Below are 15,329 nucleotides of genomic sequence, written 5' to 3' on the forward strand. Positions count from 1 at the left end.
TTGACTTCTGGTATCTGTAAGGTGACAATAGACATGGCAAGCTCCGGTAACTTGGTGGCCTTAAGCACCTACCAGTTTACTCGGAGCTTGCTCTTTTTTCAAAACCTACCACTCTTGGGACAGACACGATGTCACTAATCTATGACAAAATCCCCGCTGATTTTTTGACGATGGGCCTGAGGCGTTGATGGTAGAATGAATCATCCATTGAAATTCCATTTGCAGGGAGGTTCGTCATGAAAGAAGTGGTCATCCTAGATGCAGTGCGCACACCCATTGGCGCTTTGGGCGGGGCTTTATCGAAAGTGAGACCGGACGATTTGGCGGCGCTGGTGCTGCGGGCCGTTTTGGAGCGCAGCGGGCTGGACCCCGCGGTGGTGGAAGAGGTGTATTTGGGCTGCGCCAACCAGGCGGGCGAAGATAACCGCAACGTGGCGCGCATGGCTGCCTTGCTGGCGGGGCTGCCGGTGGAGACGGCCGGGGTGACCTTTAACCGCCTGTGCGCTTCGGGTCTGACGGCGGTGAACATGGCGGCGCGGGCCATCGCGGCTGGCGAAGGCGATGTCTTTTTGGCGGGCGGGGTGGAGAGCATGTCGCGCGCGCCCTATTCGCTGCCCAAAGCTGAAAACGGCTTTCCTTTTGGCAATTTGACGGCCTTTGACACGGCTTTGGGATGGCGCTACCCCAACCCCAAAATGCAGGAGATGTACGGCACGGACCCCATGGGGGAGACGGCCGAGAACGTGGCCGAGCAGTACGGCATTTCACGTGAGCGCCAGGATGCTTTTGCCCTCTCCAGCCACCAGCGCGCCGTGGCTGCCATGGACTCAGGGCGCTTTGCGGCTGAAATTGTGCCGGTGAGCATCCCGCAGCGCAAGGGGGAGCCGCTGGTGGTGGCGCAGGATGAGCGCCCGCGGCGGGATACCTCGCTGGAATCGCTGGCTAAACTGAAACCGGCTTTTCGCGCCGGCGGCACTGTGACCGCGGGCAACTCGTCGGGCATGAACGACGGCGCGGCGGTGCTTCTGCTGATGAGCGCGGAGCGCGCCAAAGCCCTGGGGCTGAAGGCCAGGGCACGTTGGGTGGGGTCGGCGGCGGCGGGCGTGCCCCCGCGGGTGATGGGCCTGGGGCCGATCCCGGCGACGGCCAAGCTGCTTCAGCGCACCCAGGTGAAAGCCGAAGCTCTTGGGCTGATTGAATTAAATGAAGCCTTTGCCGCGCAGTCGCTGGCGGTGATGGATGAGGCCGGCTTTGCGCCGGAGATCACCAACGTCAACGGCGGCGCGATCGCCCTGGGGCATCCTTTGGGCTGCTCCGGCGCGCGGATTTTGACCACCCTGTTCCACGAGATGAGCCGCCGTGCGGCGGACGCCAGGCAGCCTTTCTACGGCCTGGCCACGCTGTGCGTGGGGGTGGGGCAGGGCGAGGCCACCATAATTGAGTGGCTGGACCGGTAACGCATGCGGGCGCTGGTGACGGGAGCCACGGGGTTTATTGGGGCCGCGCTGTGCCGCGGGCTGCTTGCGGCTGGCTACACGGTGCGGGCTTTGCGCCGTCCCACCAGTAATATGCGCCTGTTGGAAGACCTGCCCGTGGAACGGGTGGAAGGGGATTTGACCCAGCCTGAGTCGCTGGACGCAGCCATGCAGGATGTGCAGGTGGTGTTCCACGCGGCAGCCATGCTGGGGGATGATCATGACGCCGGGCGGCTGTATGCGGTGACGGTGGAGGGCAGCCGGTCGGTGTTTTTGGCGGCCCACCAGGCCGGGGTGCAGCGTGTGGTGTTGACCAGCTCGGCGGCGGCTTTGGGCGTGCCCCAGGGGGGGCCGCTGGCCGGCACGGTACGCAGCGGCATGGATGAAAACCACACCTGGAATTACCCACCGCAGTCCTGGCCCTACGCCTACGCCAAATACCTGTCGGAGCTGGAGGCCCAGCGCGCGGTGGCCGCGGGACTGGATGTGGTGACGGTTAACCCCACCCTGGTGATGGGCGCGGGGGATATTTACCGCCACAATACCTCCCTGGTGGTGCAGGTGGCCCAACGCAAGCTGCCCGCTCTGGTGGAAGGCGGGCTGAACGTGGTGCATGTGGCCGATGTGGTGGCGGGGCATTTGGCGGCGCTGGAACGCGGCCGCCGCGGAGAGCGCTATTTGCTGGCGGGTGACAATTTGACCCTGGTGGAACTGGTGAAGAAGATTGCCGCCCTGGCTGGGGTGGAGCCGCCCACGGTGGTGCTGCCAGCCGGGGTGGCGCGGCGTTTGGCGCTGCCGGCCAGTTGGTTTTCACAGTATTTGACTCTGCAGTCGGCCGTCTTGGCCCTGCGCATGGCGGGGCGGCTGTTTTATGTGGACGGGCGCAAAGCCAGCGTGGAGCTGCGCCTGGGCCCGCCGCGCCCGGCGGATGAGGCCATCCGCGAGGCGTATGATTATTTTGTGAGCGTGGGGACCATTTCAGCGCGCGCAGCCGACCGGTAAGTTAAGAGATTTGTTAGGCTTAATACAAACGCTTTGGAGAGGATGAAATTAGCGATTGGAATCAGTATAATGTTTTTAATTCAGTTAAGGAGGATGTTTGATGGAATACCGTAAAATGGGTAAATGGGGGCTGAAGCTGAGCGAATTGTCTTTGGGTGCCTGGGTGACGTACGGCGGCCAGGTGGGCGAGGAGATCGCTGAACAATGTATGGTGGCGGCCTATGAAGCTGGCGTGAATTTTTTTGATAACGCGGAAACCTACGCCAACGGCAATGCCGAGATCGTGATGGGCAATGTCCTCCAACGGGTCGGTTGGCGGCGCGAAAGCTACGTGGTTTCAACCAAAATTTTCTGGGGCGGCAAAGGCCCCAACGACCGCGGCCTGTCGTATAAGCATGTGTATGAAGGTGTGAACAACGCCCTGCGCCGCTTACAGCTGGACTATGTGGACCTGGTGTTTTGCCACCGCCCTGACCGCAACACGCCCATTGAAGAGACGGTGTGGGCCATGGATCAGGTGATCCGCCAGGGCAAAGCCCTGTATTGGGGCACCTCCGAATGGAGCGCCGCGGATATCATCGAAGCCGATAAGCTGGCGCGCCTCAACGGCCTGCGCCCGCCGAGCATGGAGCAGCCCCAGTACAATATGCTGCACCGCGACCGCTTTGAAATGGAATACGAACCGCTGTTCCGCAACCTGGGCTACGGCACCACCATCTGGAGTCCGCTGGCCTCGGGTCTGCTGACCGGCAAATACAACCAGGGGGTGCCCCAGGGCAGCCGGGCGAGTTTGCCGGGGTATGAGTGGCTGGCCAAGACCATGCTGCGGCCGGAAGCGATTGAAAAAGCCCGCCAACTGCAGCCCATTGCGGATGATTTGGGCTGCACCATGGCGCAGATGGCCCTGGCGTGGTGCTTGCTGAACCCCAATGTGAGTACAGTGATCACCGGCGCAAGCCGGGTGGAGCAGGTGCATGAGAATTTGAAGGCGTTAAAAGTCTTGCCGAAACTGACTCCCGATGTGGTGCAGCGGATTGAGGACGTGCTGCAAAACCGGCCTGAGTTGGACGATTTCTAATCTCTCGTTTTCAGTGTGGGGCGCAGGGGGAACGGCATTGGGCTGGAGACCTTGCGCCCTGCGTGGTTAAAAATGGCGGTATACAGTGCTGGCGTGGTTGTGGTTGAACACACCTGGGCAAGCTGGTGCTAAAGCAAGGTGGGCGCATTATGAAGCGTAGGGCTTGGCCGCTTGCGGTGCTTCTGGGGATGCTGGTGGGTGCGTTGGCGCTCAGCAGCCTGCCCGTGCGCGAGGCGCAGGCCGGCTGGCAAATCACCCCGACCCCCACCAGCGGACGCCGCACCCTGCGCATCGGCGGCGACTGGAACTACCCGCCCTACTCCTACACGACCGGCGACCAACCTCAGGGGCTGGATATGGAAATGGCGCGGGCGGTGGGGGAGGCGCTGAATGTCAATGTCGAAATCTGGCAGGGATCCTGGGGGGATGTGCGCCGTTGGCTGGAGGAAGGCAGCATTGACGCCGTCGCGGGCATGGCCTATTCCGACGAACGCGAGAAAATTTACGATTTTTCCACACCCTATGCCTATTTAAGCTTTGATCTGTTTGTGCCCCAAGCCTCTGAATTGAAGGGTATGGAGGATTTGCGCGACAAGGCGGTGGTGGTGCAGCGCGGGGGGGTGATGGAGGAATATTTGGTGCGCAGCGGTCTGGCGGAACAGGTGATTCTGGTGGAAAACGCCCCCGATGCGCTGACGCTGCTGGCCGCGGGACGCTACGACGCAGCTTTGCTCAACGAGGCGCAGGGACATTATTTCCTGCAGAAGAACCCAAATTGGCGGCTGAAGGCCCTGGGGGTGGACAGCCCGCAGACCGTGCGTTACGGCTTTGCGGTGCGCGAGGGCAATCAGGATGTTTTAAATCTCCTCAATCAGGGGCTTAACCTGGTAAAGCGCGAAGGGGTTTACGACCGTATTCTGGAAAACTGGACCCAGCTGTACCAGCCGCGCACATTTGGCCAGGCGCTGCGCACATGGCCTTACCTGCGCGTTGCCTTATTCGGACTGGGGGGGCTGCTGTTGTTCACAGTGCTGAGCCTGGTGTGGGGGGCAACCCTGCGCCGCGAGGTGCGCGCGCGCACGCAGGCCCTCAAGCAAAGCGAAGAGAAGTATCGTCTATTGGTGGAAACGGCCAGCGAGGCGGTTTTGGTTTCAACTCGTGATGGCCGCATCCTGTTTGCCAACGCGGCCAGCGAGCTGATCAGCGGTTACAGCCTGGCTGATTTGCTGCAGCTGCGTCTGGATCAAGTGGTACACCTCGAAGACTATGAAATGATCCGCACAGCGGTCTCACAGGTGCTGCTGCGCGAGAAGAAGACTCTGGAAGCGGTGCGGATCCTCACCCGTGAGGGAAATATCCGCTTTGTGCATATTCAGGCCGCGCCCATTGACTGGCAGGGGGAACAGGCTGTGCTGAGCCTGGTGACGGATGTGACCGAACGCGTGCAGGTGGAAGAAAGGCTGCGCGACAGCGAACGGCGCTACCGCACCATTTTCCAAAAGACGCCGGTGGGCATTTTTCAGTACGACCGCGATCTGCGCATCACCCGCCTGAACCAGCGCTTCGCCGATATCCTGCAGGCTCCCCCCAAGCGGCTGATTCGCATGAATATGGGCGAGCTGAAAGATCAGCGGGTGATCCCCGCGCTGCGGGCCGCCCTGGAAGGCCGCGAGGGTTTTTACGAAGGCGAATATCAGACCACCCAATCCGGTGTGCAAATATTTGTATGGATGCGCACTGCGCCCTTTTTGAACGACCAGGGCGAGGCCGTGGGCGGCATTGGCATGGTGGAAGACATCAGTGTTCGCGTAAAAATTGAACAGGCTCTGCGCGATTCGGAAGAGAAGTTTTCAAAGGCATTCCGCACCACGCCCGATTCCATCAGCATTAACCGCATGTCAGACGGCGTCTTCTTAGAGGTAAACGACGGCTTTACGCGCGTCACCGGCTATGAACCGCAGGAAGCGCTGGGAAAATCGGTGATGGACCTGGGTCTGTGGGTCTCAGCGGAGGATGAAAAGCTGCTGACTTCACGCTTGCGGGAAAGCGGCGAGGTGCTGGATTTTGAAGCTTCCATGCGGGTGAAGGGCGGCGCGCTGCGCATTGGGCAGGTGTCATCGCGCACGGTGGAGCTGAACGGGGAACGGTGTGTTCTGACCATTTTGCGGGATGTGACCGAGCAGAAGCGCACTCAGGCGCGCCTTCAGCAGCAGTACCAGCAAATTGCCGCCTTGCGGGACGTGGATTTAACCATCACAGCGCGCATTGATTTACAGGAGGTGCTGCGCACCGTATTGGAGCACATCACCTTGCAGACTCACGCCGAGGCTGCCGACATCCTCCTGATGAACCCAGAGACGCAGCAATTAACGTACGCGGCCGGCCGAGGATTCTTTACCAACTCCGTACAGCACGTGCGCTACGCGCTGGGCGAGGGCTACGCGGGCCTGGCGGCCCAAAACCAGCACACTGTGGTGATTTCGCGCCTGTCCGAGGTGCCGCCGTCCTTCTTTGGAGGCATAGACCTTGCCGCCGAGCGCTTTACCGGTTACCTGGCCTTCCCGCTGTTGGTGGAAGGGCAGGTGCAGGGCGTGCTGGAGGTGTATCAGCGTTCCACACCGGATTTGGAGCTGGAACATGTGAGTTTTATCGAGTCGATGGTCAACCAGGCGGCCATCGCCATTGATAACGCCGCCCTGTTCCGCAAGCTGACCCAGGCCTATGATGCCACCATCGCCGGTTGGGCGCGGGCGCTGGAACTGCGCGATTATGAGACGGAGGGACATTCCGAGCGGGTGACCGAATGGGTGGTGGAATTGGCGCAGCGCATGGGAATGAACGGCGAAAACCTGGCGCATGTGCGGCGCGGGGCGCTGCTGCACGACATCGGCAAGATGGGTATTCCCGATCAGGTGCTGCTGAAACCCGGCCCACTGACGGACGAAGAGTGGGTCATCATGCGCCAACATCCGATGCATGCCTATTACATGCTGGCGGATATTGACTTCCTGCGCCCGGCCTTAGATATCCCCTATGGGCATCATGAGCGCTGGGACGGCAGCGGCTATCCGCGCGGACTGCGCGGGGAAGAAATCCCCCTGGCGGCGCGCATTTTCGCGGTGGTGGATGTGTGGGATGCGCTGCACAGCAGCCGCCCCTACCGCCCACAGCCGTGGGAGCCGGAAAGGATCGCGGCGTATCTGCACGAGGAATCAGGACGCTTGTTTGACCCGCAGGTGGTGATAGAATTTTTGGCGTACCTGCGCGAGCAGGGGGAATTGCCTAGCGGCGGTTGACCAGGAAAATGCCCAGGAGTACGGCCAGCCCACCCAGAAGCTGCGGCAGGCTGAGCAGTTCACCCGCCAGGGGGATGGCCAACAGGGCGGTGAAGACCGGCTGCAGGATCATGGTGGGGGAGACGACCGAAGCGGGCAGATGGCCCAGGGCGTAACCCACCGAAAAATACCCGATCACTTGTGAAATCAGCGCCGCCCCTAAGAAGGTGAGATACGCCTGGGCAGAATAGCCCGTCAGGGGGATGCCGGCCGCCAGGTTGACGCCCAGCAGAATGACGGCGCACACCACCACCACTGGCCAGATGTAAGACATGGTGTCCAGGCTGCGGCGGGCGCGCTGGGTGGTGAGGAAGTAAGCGGCGTAAAACAGGCTGGAGATGGTGGCCAGCAGGTCGCCCCGCGACAGGTGGGGGTTGCGCAGGATGTCATTGCCAAAGACGACGGCTGCACCGGTGAGGGTGAGCACCAGACCGGCCCAGAAGACCCTGGGCATTTTTTCTTTCCACACCAGGAAGGCGAACACCGAAACCCACAGCGGGGCGATGTAATTGAGCAGGGTGGCGTTGGCCACGGTGGTGTATTGGATGCCGACCGCCCAGAAGATGTGATCTAAAGCGGTGAACAGCCCGCCTACCAGGGTCCAGGCCAGCAGCCGCCAGGGGGTTCGTTGGGCGGCGCGCTGCTGGTGGCGCAGGTAAAAGGGCAGCATGAACAAGGCCGCAAAGGCCATGCGGTAAAAGGTGGTGATGGTTCCGGGGGCTTCGGCCCAGCGTACAAACAGGGCCGACAGGCTGAGGGCCAGGATGCCGGAGGCGAGGGCGATGTAGGGCAGGGCTTTGGGGGCAGGTTTTAGGGCTGAGGATTCCATGTGCGCAGGAGGGGAGGCAGTTCGGCTAAGGTTTGAATGACCGCCGCGGGGGGCTGGCTGGGCTGCTGCCCCTGGGGGGCGCGGCGTGTGATCCAGATGGGATGAATCCCAAACCCGCGCGCGCCGTCGATATCGGCCAGGGGGGTGTCGCCGATCATGGCGGTCTGGTGGGGCAGAGCGCCCCAATGCGCCAGGGCGCGCTGGTAGATGGCGGGGTGGGGTTTGGTGAGGCCCAGCGAGGCGGAGACCAGGATGAAATCAAAATAGGAGCGCAGGCCGGCTTTTTGAACGAGGGCGTGCACATCCAGCGTGTCGCCCGCGTTGGAAACCACGCCCAGGCGGTATCCTTCCGAGCGCAGTTGGCGCAGGGTGAGGGCGGCGTCTGCTTCGGGCCACCATTGAGCCTCAGAGACGGCATACATGGCCGCCAGGGCCAGCCGCAGGCGGCTGGAGCTGAGCTGAATGTGGTGTTGGGCCAGCACCTCTGTGACCAGATCGGCGGTGGCCAGTTCGCGGTATTCGGGGTCGGGTTCCAGGTGGTGATCCTGGTTGCGGTCGAAAAGTTCCGCGGCAATTTGACCGGCAGGGAAGGTATAGCCCCAGGCTGTCAGGCGGTCTTCCAGGCGCTGGGAGAACCGGCGGATGGTTTGGGACCAATCGCCGTCAAAGTACAGCAGGGTTCCGCCCAGGTCAAACAGCAGGTAGGGTATGCGGGTGGGTTTCATCGGCATAATTTGCCAATGATATCATAGATTACCGCCCCTGACCGCGCCGCAGCATAAAAAAAGCGCCCCACCCCCCGGAGAGGGTGGGGCGTCTTAAGGGTTCGAACCGGGCTCAGTAGCGCAGACTCAGGTCGTAACGGTTGAGCAGAGGCTGGTTGTTGAGATAGCGGATGAGATTATCGGAGAAAAGCTCCACAGCGCGTTCGGGGTAATGCGGGCTGATGCCGGCGATGTGCGGCGACATGAGCACATTGGGCATGCGCCACAGCGGGCTGGTGGAGGGCAGCGGCTCTTCGGGGAAGACATCCAGCGCGGCCCCGGCCAGGCGGTTTTCCTGCAGGGCCTCGATCAGCACGTCGTGCTGCACCACGCCGCCCCGCCCGATATCCACCAGGTAGGCGCTGGGTTTCATGGCGCGCAGCTCTTTTTCGCCGATCAGCCCGCGGGTGTTCTGATTCAGGGGCAGGGTGATGACGACGAAATCGCACAGCTTGATCATGTGCGTGATGGCTTCGATGGGATAGAGCCGGTCGAAGTATTCACCGTTGGGGTCGCCCAGGCCAGGCAGGTGGTAGCCGCTGTCTTCGGGGTGGCGCACATCGCGCTTGGCGGCCAGCACCGTGGCCTGGAAAGACTTGAGCAGCCGGGCGGTCTCGCGGGCGATACTGCCGTAGCCCACCAGACCCACGGTGGCGTGGTGCAGTTCCACGGGGCTGAAGCGGTCCCAGCGGTCGCGGTCGCGCGGCCATTCGGCCTTGATCTGATTCTGGATCAGGCTGGGCATGCGGTGGCCGAGGGCCAGCAGCATCATGATCACATATTCGGAGGTCTGCAGGGCGTTCGCGCCGCTGAGGGTGGTGACCAGCAGGTCGGGTTTTTGCAGCAGGGGCGAGTCGATGGCAAAATCAATGCCGGCGTAGTGAAACTGCACCCAGCGCAAGTTGGGGGCGCTTTGGGGGTCAGGCAGCACGGAATCAGTGTAGAGCACCTCGCAGCGCTCCCAAAGATCATTGGGAATCTCTTCGGCGCGGCGGGCGTGGTGGTGGGTGATGTGCAGGCGCGGCGAAAGTTCGCGCAGCTCATCCATCAGCGCGTCCGAAAAACGGTTGGTGATCAGAACTTCAATGGGCGACGAATCACTCATTTGAGATAGATCCGGTCAGGGTCCAATTCATCCCGCAGGATGCGCAGTTCTTCGGTGGTGGGGGGTTCGGTCAGACGCAGTTGGGAAGCGGCCTTTAACGGCCAGCCCGTATTCTCCTGAGCCTGTTCCAGCGTGCAGCCGGGGTGCAGGGCGGTGAGGATCATCTCGCCGCTGTCGTCGGGTTCCAGGATGCCCAGGTTGGTGACCACAGCCTGAGGCCCGCCTCCGCGCAGCCCGGCGGCCTGTCGCTCGCCGTTCCCGTTCAGGAAGCCGGCCGAGGTGACAAAATCCACTTTTTCGGGGAAGCGGCGTTTCTGGTGGGGGGTCATGATGTAGCAGCGGTTAGCCCAGGCGGCAATTTCCTGCGAGCCACCCGACCCGGGCAGGCGCACTTTGGGATGGTCATAGGGGCCGATGACGGTAGCGTTGATGTTGCCGTAGCGGTCAATCTGCGCGCCGCCCAGGAAGCCAACATCCACGTTGCCGCGCTGCAGGTAGAGGGTGAAGACGTCGTACATGCTGCACACCAGCGACGCGCCGGAGACCAGGGTGGGGTCGCCAATGGACAGGGGTAGGCGGGCCGGGCGGGCGCCGATGACGCCGGCTTCGTAAATCATCAGCAGGTTGGGCGCATGGGTGCGGCGCGCCAGGTTGCAGGCCAGATTGGGCTGGCCCACGCCCACGAACACCACGTCCCCATCGCGCAGCAGGCGGGCGGCATTGATAATCATCAGTTCTGAGGCGTTGTATTCCATTTCAGTACGCTCCGTAGTTGACAGGGCTGCTCAGGTTGGGGGTCACGCGCAGACGTTCGTGCGTTTCCGCGCCCAGTTTCTGCCAGTATTCGGCGCGGTCCTGAACGCCGTACACCCATTCATCCAGCCAGGCGCGCACGGCCTCGGGGGATTCGCTGATTTGATCCCAGGACAGATAAAAAGCATTGTCGCGGTCGTAGTAACCCTGGGTGTAGGAGGGGTGCGAGGCGAACGGCACTTCGCAAACGGCGTCCACGATGAAACCGGGGATCATGGAGCGGTTGGGGTCGGAGCGGATGACCTCTTCATCCACCAGTTCTTCGGCGGTGAGGATGACATGGCGGGCGGCGAAGGCGGCTTCTTTCTGCTCGCCCAGGATGCCCCAGATGTGGGCATTGCCGCTGCGGTCGGCGCGCTGGACGTGGACGATAGCCACGTCGGGGTTGAGGGCCGGAACCACCACCACTTCTTCACCGCTGTAGGGGTCGGTGACGCGGCGGATATTGGGGTTGGCCTTTTCCAAATCGGCGGCGCCGGTCTGCTTCATGGGCAGGAAGGGCAGCCCGCTGGCCCCGGCGGAAAGGCGGGTGATCATGCCGAAATGGGAATACTCTTCCCATTCCAGGCGGCCGGCTTCCAGCTCGGAGCGCACAATGCGCAGCGAGCCGACACCCGGGTTGCCCATATAGGAGAAGATCACCTTGCGCGCGCAGCCCGCCGCGACCATTTGGTCGTAGATCAGATCGGGGGTGGCGCGGGCCAGAGTGAGGTTTTTGCGGCCCTGGCGGATTATTTCATGCCCGGCGGCAAAGGGGATCAGATGCGTAAACCCGGCGGCATAGAGCGTGTCGCCGTCTTTCACGTAGCTGGCAACGGCTTCTTTTAATGAGCAGACTTTGGACATAGGCTTTTTATTTTGGGCGCGACTCAGAGGGCGGTTCCGATTTCTGTTCTCTTTTGTCTTTTTTGTCTTTGCCCTTCTTCTCCTTTTTAGGTTTGGGCTTCCGTTTAAAGATACCGAATCGACCGCTGGCCGGAGGCGCGGGATTCGGATTTTTCCAGAATAAATAGATGCCAACCAGCAAAATCAACGTACCAGCCGCCAGCAGACCAATTTCAGGCGCGGCGGCGATGTCGGACAGAATAAACAGACCAATGAGTGCGATGCCCAGCAGAATGAGAAATACGCCAATGCGGTTGCCAAGGGTCATGAGGAGACCTGGAGGGGGCGGCGGCAGCCCGCCCAAACGCCGCGGAGGGCTGCCGCCGGTGGAGGATCCGGTTAGATTTTGCGCACCAGGGTGCGGATTTGTTCGTGCATGTAGAGCTGCACGTAGTGCAGACCGCCTGCATTTTTGCCGGAGGAGCCAGAGCCTTTCCAGCCGCCGAAGGGTTGGAAGCCCGGCCATGCGCCGGTGGTGGCCCCTTGCGGACGGTTGGCGTAGGTTACGCCAGCTTCAATATGGTCGAAAAACCACTCGACCTCATCCGGCGCGCCGTAGAAGCCCGCCGTCAGGCCGTAATCCACGTCGTTGGCCATGCGCATGGCTTCTTCGCGGTCTTTGAACTTGGCCACGGTGGTGATGGGAACGAACATTTCCTGTTTCCACAGGGGGTGATCCAGGGGCAGTTCGGCCAGGGTGGGGGCGCAGAAGTAGCCCTTGTCATATTCGCCGCCGGTGAGGACTTTGCCGCCGGTCAGGAAGTGCCCGGCTGCGGCAATTTGGCCGGTGAAGTTCTGGAAATCGCGGTAGGAGGATTTGTTCACCACCGGGCCCAGGTATACGCTGCGCGAGGTGGGGTCGCCGACGACCAGCTTGTTGGTCAGCTCCACCAGGCGGGGAACCAGGCTGTCGTAGACCGATTCGTGAATGTACACGCGCGAATTGGCCGAGCATTTTTGACCCTGAAGGCCGAAGGCTGAACGCACGATGCCGATGGCAGCGGCTTCCAGGTCAGCATGTTGGGTGACGATGGTGGGGTTTTTTCCGCCCAGTTCCAAAATGGCAGGGCGCACCCAGCGACCGCTGCCGAAATCGCGGTAGATGCGCATGCCAACGTCAAACGAGCCGGTGAAGGTGACGCCGGCTACGTCGGGGTGCTCGATGAGCGCCTGGCCCAGGGTGCTGCCGGGGCCGGTGACGTAATTGAATACGCCGTCGGGGACGCCGGCGTCGCGCAGACATTCGGCAATCAGACGCGCCGTCCAGGGGGTGTCGGTGGCGGGCTTCATCACCACCGTGTTGCCAGCCACCAGGGCTGCGCCGGTGGGGCCGCCGGTGAGGGCGCAGGGGAAGTTGAAGGGGCTGATGACCAGCCAGACGCCGTAGGGACGCAGGACGGAAAAGTTGGTGGATAGATAGCCGGTGAGCGGGTCGCGGCCCATTTCTTTGACGAAGCCCTGGTTGGCTTCCATCTGGTCGCAGGCGTAGCGGAACAGGTCGGCGGTTTCGGCGGCGTCGCCGAGGGCTTCCATGCGGTTTTTGCCGACTTCCAGAGCCAGAACAACACCGAATTCAAAAATACGCTGGTCTATCAGGCTGGCGGCTTTGCGCACCAGGGCCACGCGCTCCTGCCAGGGGGTGCGGCTCCATTGAGGGAAGGCCTTTTTGGCCGCCGTGACAGCGTCCTGAGCATCCTGGATGGTGCCTTTTTGGAAAATGCCCAGCACCAGGTCGGTGTTGGCGGGCGAGCGGTTCTCAAATTTTTCAGCGGATTTGCGTTCTTCACCGGCAATGATCATGGCGTGTTCTTGACCCAGATGAGTCTTCATGCGCGCCAGGGTCTCATCAAATTGGGTGTGCAGCTCTTCGGGCGGGTTAAACATAGTCCCGTATGTGAGTTTGAATCCAGTATCAGCAGCCATACACAAACCTCCTGAGGTTGGACTGTTCAGGCGGAGCCTGTTTTTTCGTACGTTTAGTATAGCCCAGGCGGTGGCGCGAGTCAAAGTCACAAATGGATGAAAGCGATATGTCACTTGTCAGAAGCCCGGCGCGAACTGGAAGGGCGCACGGGTTGCGCGCCCGACAAAGATTTGCTACACTGATGGCAAATGTCCAGCAATTTGACCACTTACCTGGGAATTACCATCGGCACCGGCCGCCAGTGGCTGACCTACGCGGCGCTGGACGACGACCGTGCCGTCTTGGCATTGGGCCAGGGCCCTTTGGAGGCGGTGTTAGCCTTTGCTGCCGGACAAAGCCGGGCGCTGGCGGCGGTGGACTGCGCGGCGCGGCCCAATTTGGGGCTGATGGATCGGGCAGATGTGCGCACCCAGCTCAACCCCCCGCCAACCCCAGGGCGGTGGACGAACATGCGCGTAGCCGAATACCAGTTGGCCAATTTGGGCTTCGCGGCGCCGCGCACCCCGGGGGTGGATCAGGCGTCTTTGCCGCGGGTGAAACGCGGCTTTGGGCTGGTGCGGCAGTTGGAAGAGCTGGGGTATGTGCCCTATCCGGCGGAGGAGCAGGCGCGGCAGTGGCTGGAAACGCCGGTGGAGGCGGTTTTTTGGGCCTGGCTGGGGGGCAAGCCCTACCCGGCGGGCACGCTGGAAAGCCGCTTGCAGCGCCAACTGGCCCTTTTTGAACAGGGGCTGCCCATCCCCGACCCGATGGATTTCTTTGAAGAGGTGACCCGCTACCGCCTGCTCAAGGGCGCGCTGCCGCTGAAACAGATTTACGCGGCGGGGGAGTGCAGCGCTTTGGCGGCGGCTCAGATGGCCTGGCTGGCGGATCATGAGCCTGACGCGGTGATGCGCCTGGGCGACGCGCGTGAGGGGGAAATAGTCTTGCCGGTGGTGACGCGCCGCGCCGAAGAAGTTGTACACCCTTTCCAAAAATCGCTGGATTAATCCCTGAAACGGATTATAATAGACAAAAATTATCCGATTTGTCGGCAGCGCCTGCCTGAGGCGGACGGCTGGCGAATGAAAGGGGTTCATCGATGAATGTGAATATGTGGGTGCGGGCGCTGCGGGTCATTCCGCGCATCAGCCCAGAAGAATGGCGTAAGCTGGATGTGATTTCGCGCTGGCTGGTTTCCACACGCGCGGCGGTGCTGATCATGACCTTCATCTCGGCGGCGGTGGCCGGTCTGCTGGCGGCCCGGGCGGGGATGTTCAGCCTGTGGCATTGGGCGCTGCTGGCGGTGGGGCTGATCTTTGCGCACGCCACCAACAATCTGCTCAACGATCTGACCGATTTTGAGCGCGGGGTGGACAAGGACAATTATTTCCGCACACAGTACGGCCCGCAGCCGCTGGAGGCGGGCCTGATGACGCGCAAGGAACTGCTGGTGTATGCGGCGGTGACCGGCGCCATCGCCCTGGCGGCGGGGCTGCCGCTGGTGTTGGAACGCGGGCCTTTGGCCTGGGGGCTGCTGGCAGCGGGGGCTTTCTTCGTGCTGTTTTACACCTGGCCGCTCAAGTACATTGGGTTGGGTGAGGTGGCGGTCATTTTGGTGTGGGGGCCGTTGATGATTGGCGGCGGCTATTTTGTGATCACCGGCCAATGGGATTGGCAGGTGGCGCTGCTGAGCCTGCCCTACGCCCTGGGGGCCACCACGGTGATTTTTGGCAAGCACATTGACAAGCTCAAGGAAGACCGCGCCCGCCGCATTTACACCCTGCCGGTTCTATTGGGGGAGAAGGCGGCGCGCCTTACCGCGGTGGGGATGATCGTTCTCATGTACGCCCTGGTGGTGTTTGCGGTGGTGCGCGGTGATTTCTCTCCGTGGATGCTGGTGACCCTGGCAGGGCTGGCCTATGCCCCACGGCCGGTGGGCATGCTGCTGCGGGCTAAGCCCGCCGAGCGCCCCGCGGATTACAGCGCGGAGATTTGGCCGCTGTGGTATGTGGCCGGGGCTTTTTATCACAACCGCGGCTTTGGCATGTTCTTCTTATTGGGATTGGTGCTGCAATTCTTCTTGGGATAGGATGGGTTCGCGCTTGACCATGCCGCCCTGGAGGTCTAACCTCCAGGGCGG

The 15,329-nt window shown here is 61.9% G+C and carries 13 protein-coding genes; 6 read left to right on the forward strand and 7 right to left on the reverse strand.

Annotated features, from left to right (window positions below):
* The first annotated feature begins 236 nt into the window (after nt 1-236).
* The 4 genes from ADN01_RS00795 (at nt 237) to ADN01_RS00810 (ending at nt 6,851) form a co-directional block, all read left to right on the forward strand.
* Entirely contained in the window at nt 237-1,457 is a 1,221-nt protein-coding gene (locus ADN01_RS00795; protein WP_062419486.1) for a thiolase family protein, read from the forward strand.
* A gap of 3 nt (nt 1,458-1,460) precedes the next feature.
* Nucleotides 1,461-2,477 (forward strand): NAD-dependent epimerase/dehydratase family protein, encoded by a 1,017-nt coding sequence (locus ADN01_RS00800; RefSeq protein WP_062419485.1) that lies wholly within the window; start codon nt 1,461-1,463, stop codon nt 2,475-2,477.
* Nucleotides 2,478-2,577: 100 nt separating this feature from the next.
* Nucleotides 2,578-3,555 carry a potassium channel beta subunit family protein gene (locus ADN01_RS00805; RefSeq protein ID WP_062419484.1) on the forward strand — a complete coding sequence of 326 codons (978 nt, stop codon included), beginning with the start codon at nt 2,578-2,580 and terminating at the stop codon, nt 3,553-3,555.
* A 149-nt stretch (nt 3,556-3,704) separates the two neighbouring features.
* Nucleotides 3,705-6,851 (forward strand): PAS domain S-box protein, encoded by a 3,147-nt coding sequence (locus tag ADN01_RS00810; RefSeq protein ID WP_082142941.1) that lies wholly within the window; start codon nt 3,705-3,707, stop codon nt 6,849-6,851.
* Here ADN01_RS00810 and ADN01_RS00815 read toward each other — a convergent pair.
* From ADN01_RS00815 to ADN01_RS00845, 7 genes are all read right to left on the reverse strand, one after another.
* On the reverse strand, nt 6,838-7,719 hold the full coding sequence (locus tag ADN01_RS00815) for a DMT family transporter (RefSeq protein ID WP_062419482.1): 882 nt from the start codon (nt 7,717-7,719) through the stop codon (nt 6,838-6,840). The genes ADN01_RS00810 and ADN01_RS00815 overlap by 14 nt on opposite strands.
* On the reverse strand, nt 7,701-8,450 hold the full coding sequence (locus tag ADN01_RS00820; RefSeq protein WP_082142940.1) for an HAD family hydrolase: 750 nt from the start codon (nt 8,448-8,450) through the stop codon (nt 7,701-7,703). Before ADN01_RS00820 ends, ADN01_RS00815 begins: the two co-directional genes overlap by 19 nt.
* 106 nt (nt 8,451-8,556) lie before the next feature.
* Nucleotides 8,557-9,588: a D-2-hydroxyacid dehydrogenase gene (locus ADN01_RS00825; protein WP_062419480.1), complete on the reverse strand. Its 1,032-nt coding sequence runs from the start codon at nt 9,586-9,588 to the stop codon at nt 8,557-8,559.
* A complete protein-coding gene (locus ADN01_RS00830) occupies nt 9,585-10,343 on the reverse strand; it encodes a CoA-transferase subunit beta (RefSeq protein ID WP_062419479.1) in 759 nt (252 codons plus the stop codon). Before ADN01_RS00830 ends, ADN01_RS00825 begins: the two co-directional genes overlap by 4 nt.
* Before the next feature lies 1 nt (nt 10,344).
* Nucleotides 10,345-11,247, reverse strand: coding sequence for a CoA transferase subunit A (locus tag ADN01_RS00835; protein WP_062419478.1), 903 nt, complete (start codon nt 11,245-11,247; stop codon nt 10,345-10,347).
* 7 nt (nt 11,248-11,254) lie between these two features.
* Nucleotides 11,255-11,554, reverse strand: a complete 300-nt coding sequence (locus ADN01_RS00840) for a hypothetical protein (protein ID WP_062419477.1) — start codon at nt 11,552-11,554, stop codon at nt 11,255-11,257.
* Between the two features lie 71 nt (nt 11,555-11,625).
* Nucleotides 11,626-13,209, reverse strand: coding sequence for an aldehyde dehydrogenase family protein (locus tag ADN01_RS00845; protein WP_062419476.1), 1,584 nt, complete (start codon nt 13,207-13,209; stop codon nt 11,626-11,628).
* Nucleotides 13,210-13,398: 189 nt separating this feature from the next.
* On the opposite strand from ADN01_RS00845, the gene ADN01_RS00850 reads away from it, so the two are divergent.
* Nucleotides 13,399-14,196 (forward strand): hypothetical protein, encoded by a 798-nt coding sequence (locus ADN01_RS00850; protein WP_062419475.1) that lies wholly within the window; start codon nt 13,399-13,401, stop codon nt 14,194-14,196.
* 92 nt (nt 14,197-14,288) lie between these two features.
* Nucleotides 14,289-15,278 carry a prenyltransferase gene (locus tag ADN01_RS00855; protein ID WP_062419474.1) on the forward strand — a complete coding sequence of 330 codons (990 nt, stop codon included), beginning with the start codon at nt 14,289-14,291 and terminating at the stop codon, nt 15,276-15,278.
* Nucleotides 15,279-15,329: the final 51 nt, after the last annotated feature.

The sequence above is a fragment of the Levilinea saccharolytica genome (assembly GCF_001306035.1).
In the GTDB taxonomy this organism is placed as follows: domain Bacteria; phylum Chloroflexota; class Anaerolineae; order Anaerolineales; family Anaerolineaceae; genus Levilinea; species Levilinea saccharolytica.

What these genes read in the sequence shown, in the direction of transcription:
- ADN01_RS00795 (WP_062419486.1), top strand. Translation starts at nt 237, where the DNA reads ATGAAAGAAGTGGTCATCCTAGATGCAGTGCGCACACCCATTGGCGCT.
- ADN01_RS00800 (WP_062419485.1), top strand. Translation starts at nt 1,461, where the DNA reads ATGCGGGCGCTGGTGACGGGAGCCACGGGGTTTATTGGGGCCGCGCTG.
- ADN01_RS00805 (WP_062419484.1), top strand. Translation starts at nt 2,578, where the DNA reads ATGGAATACCGTAAAATGGGTAAATGGGGGCTGAAGCTGAGCGAATTG.
- ADN01_RS00810 (WP_082142941.1), top strand. Translation starts at nt 3,705, where the DNA reads ATGAAGCGTAGGGCTTGGCCGCTTGCGGTGCTTCTGGGGATGCTGGTG.
- ADN01_RS00815 (WP_062419482.1), bottom strand. Translation starts at nt 7,719, where the DNA reads ATGGAATCCTCAGCCCTAAAACCTGCCCCCAAAGCCCTGCCCTACATC.
- ADN01_RS00820 (WP_082142940.1), bottom strand. Translation starts at nt 8,450, where the DNA reads ATGCCGATGAAACCCACCCGCATACCCTACCTGCTGTTTGACCTGGGC.
- ADN01_RS00825 (WP_062419480.1), bottom strand. Translation starts at nt 9,588, where the DNA reads ATGAGTGATTCGTCGCCCATTGAAGTTCTGATCACCAACCGTTTTTCG.
- ADN01_RS00830 (WP_062419479.1), bottom strand. Translation starts at nt 10,343, where the DNA reads ATGGAATACAACGCCTCAGAACTGATGATTATCAATGCCGCCCGCCTG.
- ADN01_RS00835 (WP_062419478.1), bottom strand. Translation starts at nt 11,247, where the DNA reads ATGTCCAAAGTCTGCTCATTAAAAGAAGCCGTTGCCAGCTACGTGAAA.
- ADN01_RS00840 (WP_062419477.1), bottom strand. Translation starts at nt 11,554, where the DNA reads ATGACCCTTGGCAACCGCATTGGCGTATTTCTCATTCTGCTGGGCATC.
- ADN01_RS00845 (WP_062419476.1), bottom strand. Translation starts at nt 13,209, where the DNA reads ATGGCTGCTGATACTGGATTCAAACTCACATACGGGACTATGTTTAAC.
- ADN01_RS00850 (WP_062419475.1), top strand. Translation starts at nt 13,399, where the DNA reads ATGTCCAGCAATTTGACCACTTACCTGGGAATTACCATCGGCACCGGC.
- ADN01_RS00855 (WP_062419474.1), top strand. Translation starts at nt 14,289, where the DNA reads ATGAATGTGAATATGTGGGTGCGGGCGCTGCGGGTCATTCCGCGCATC.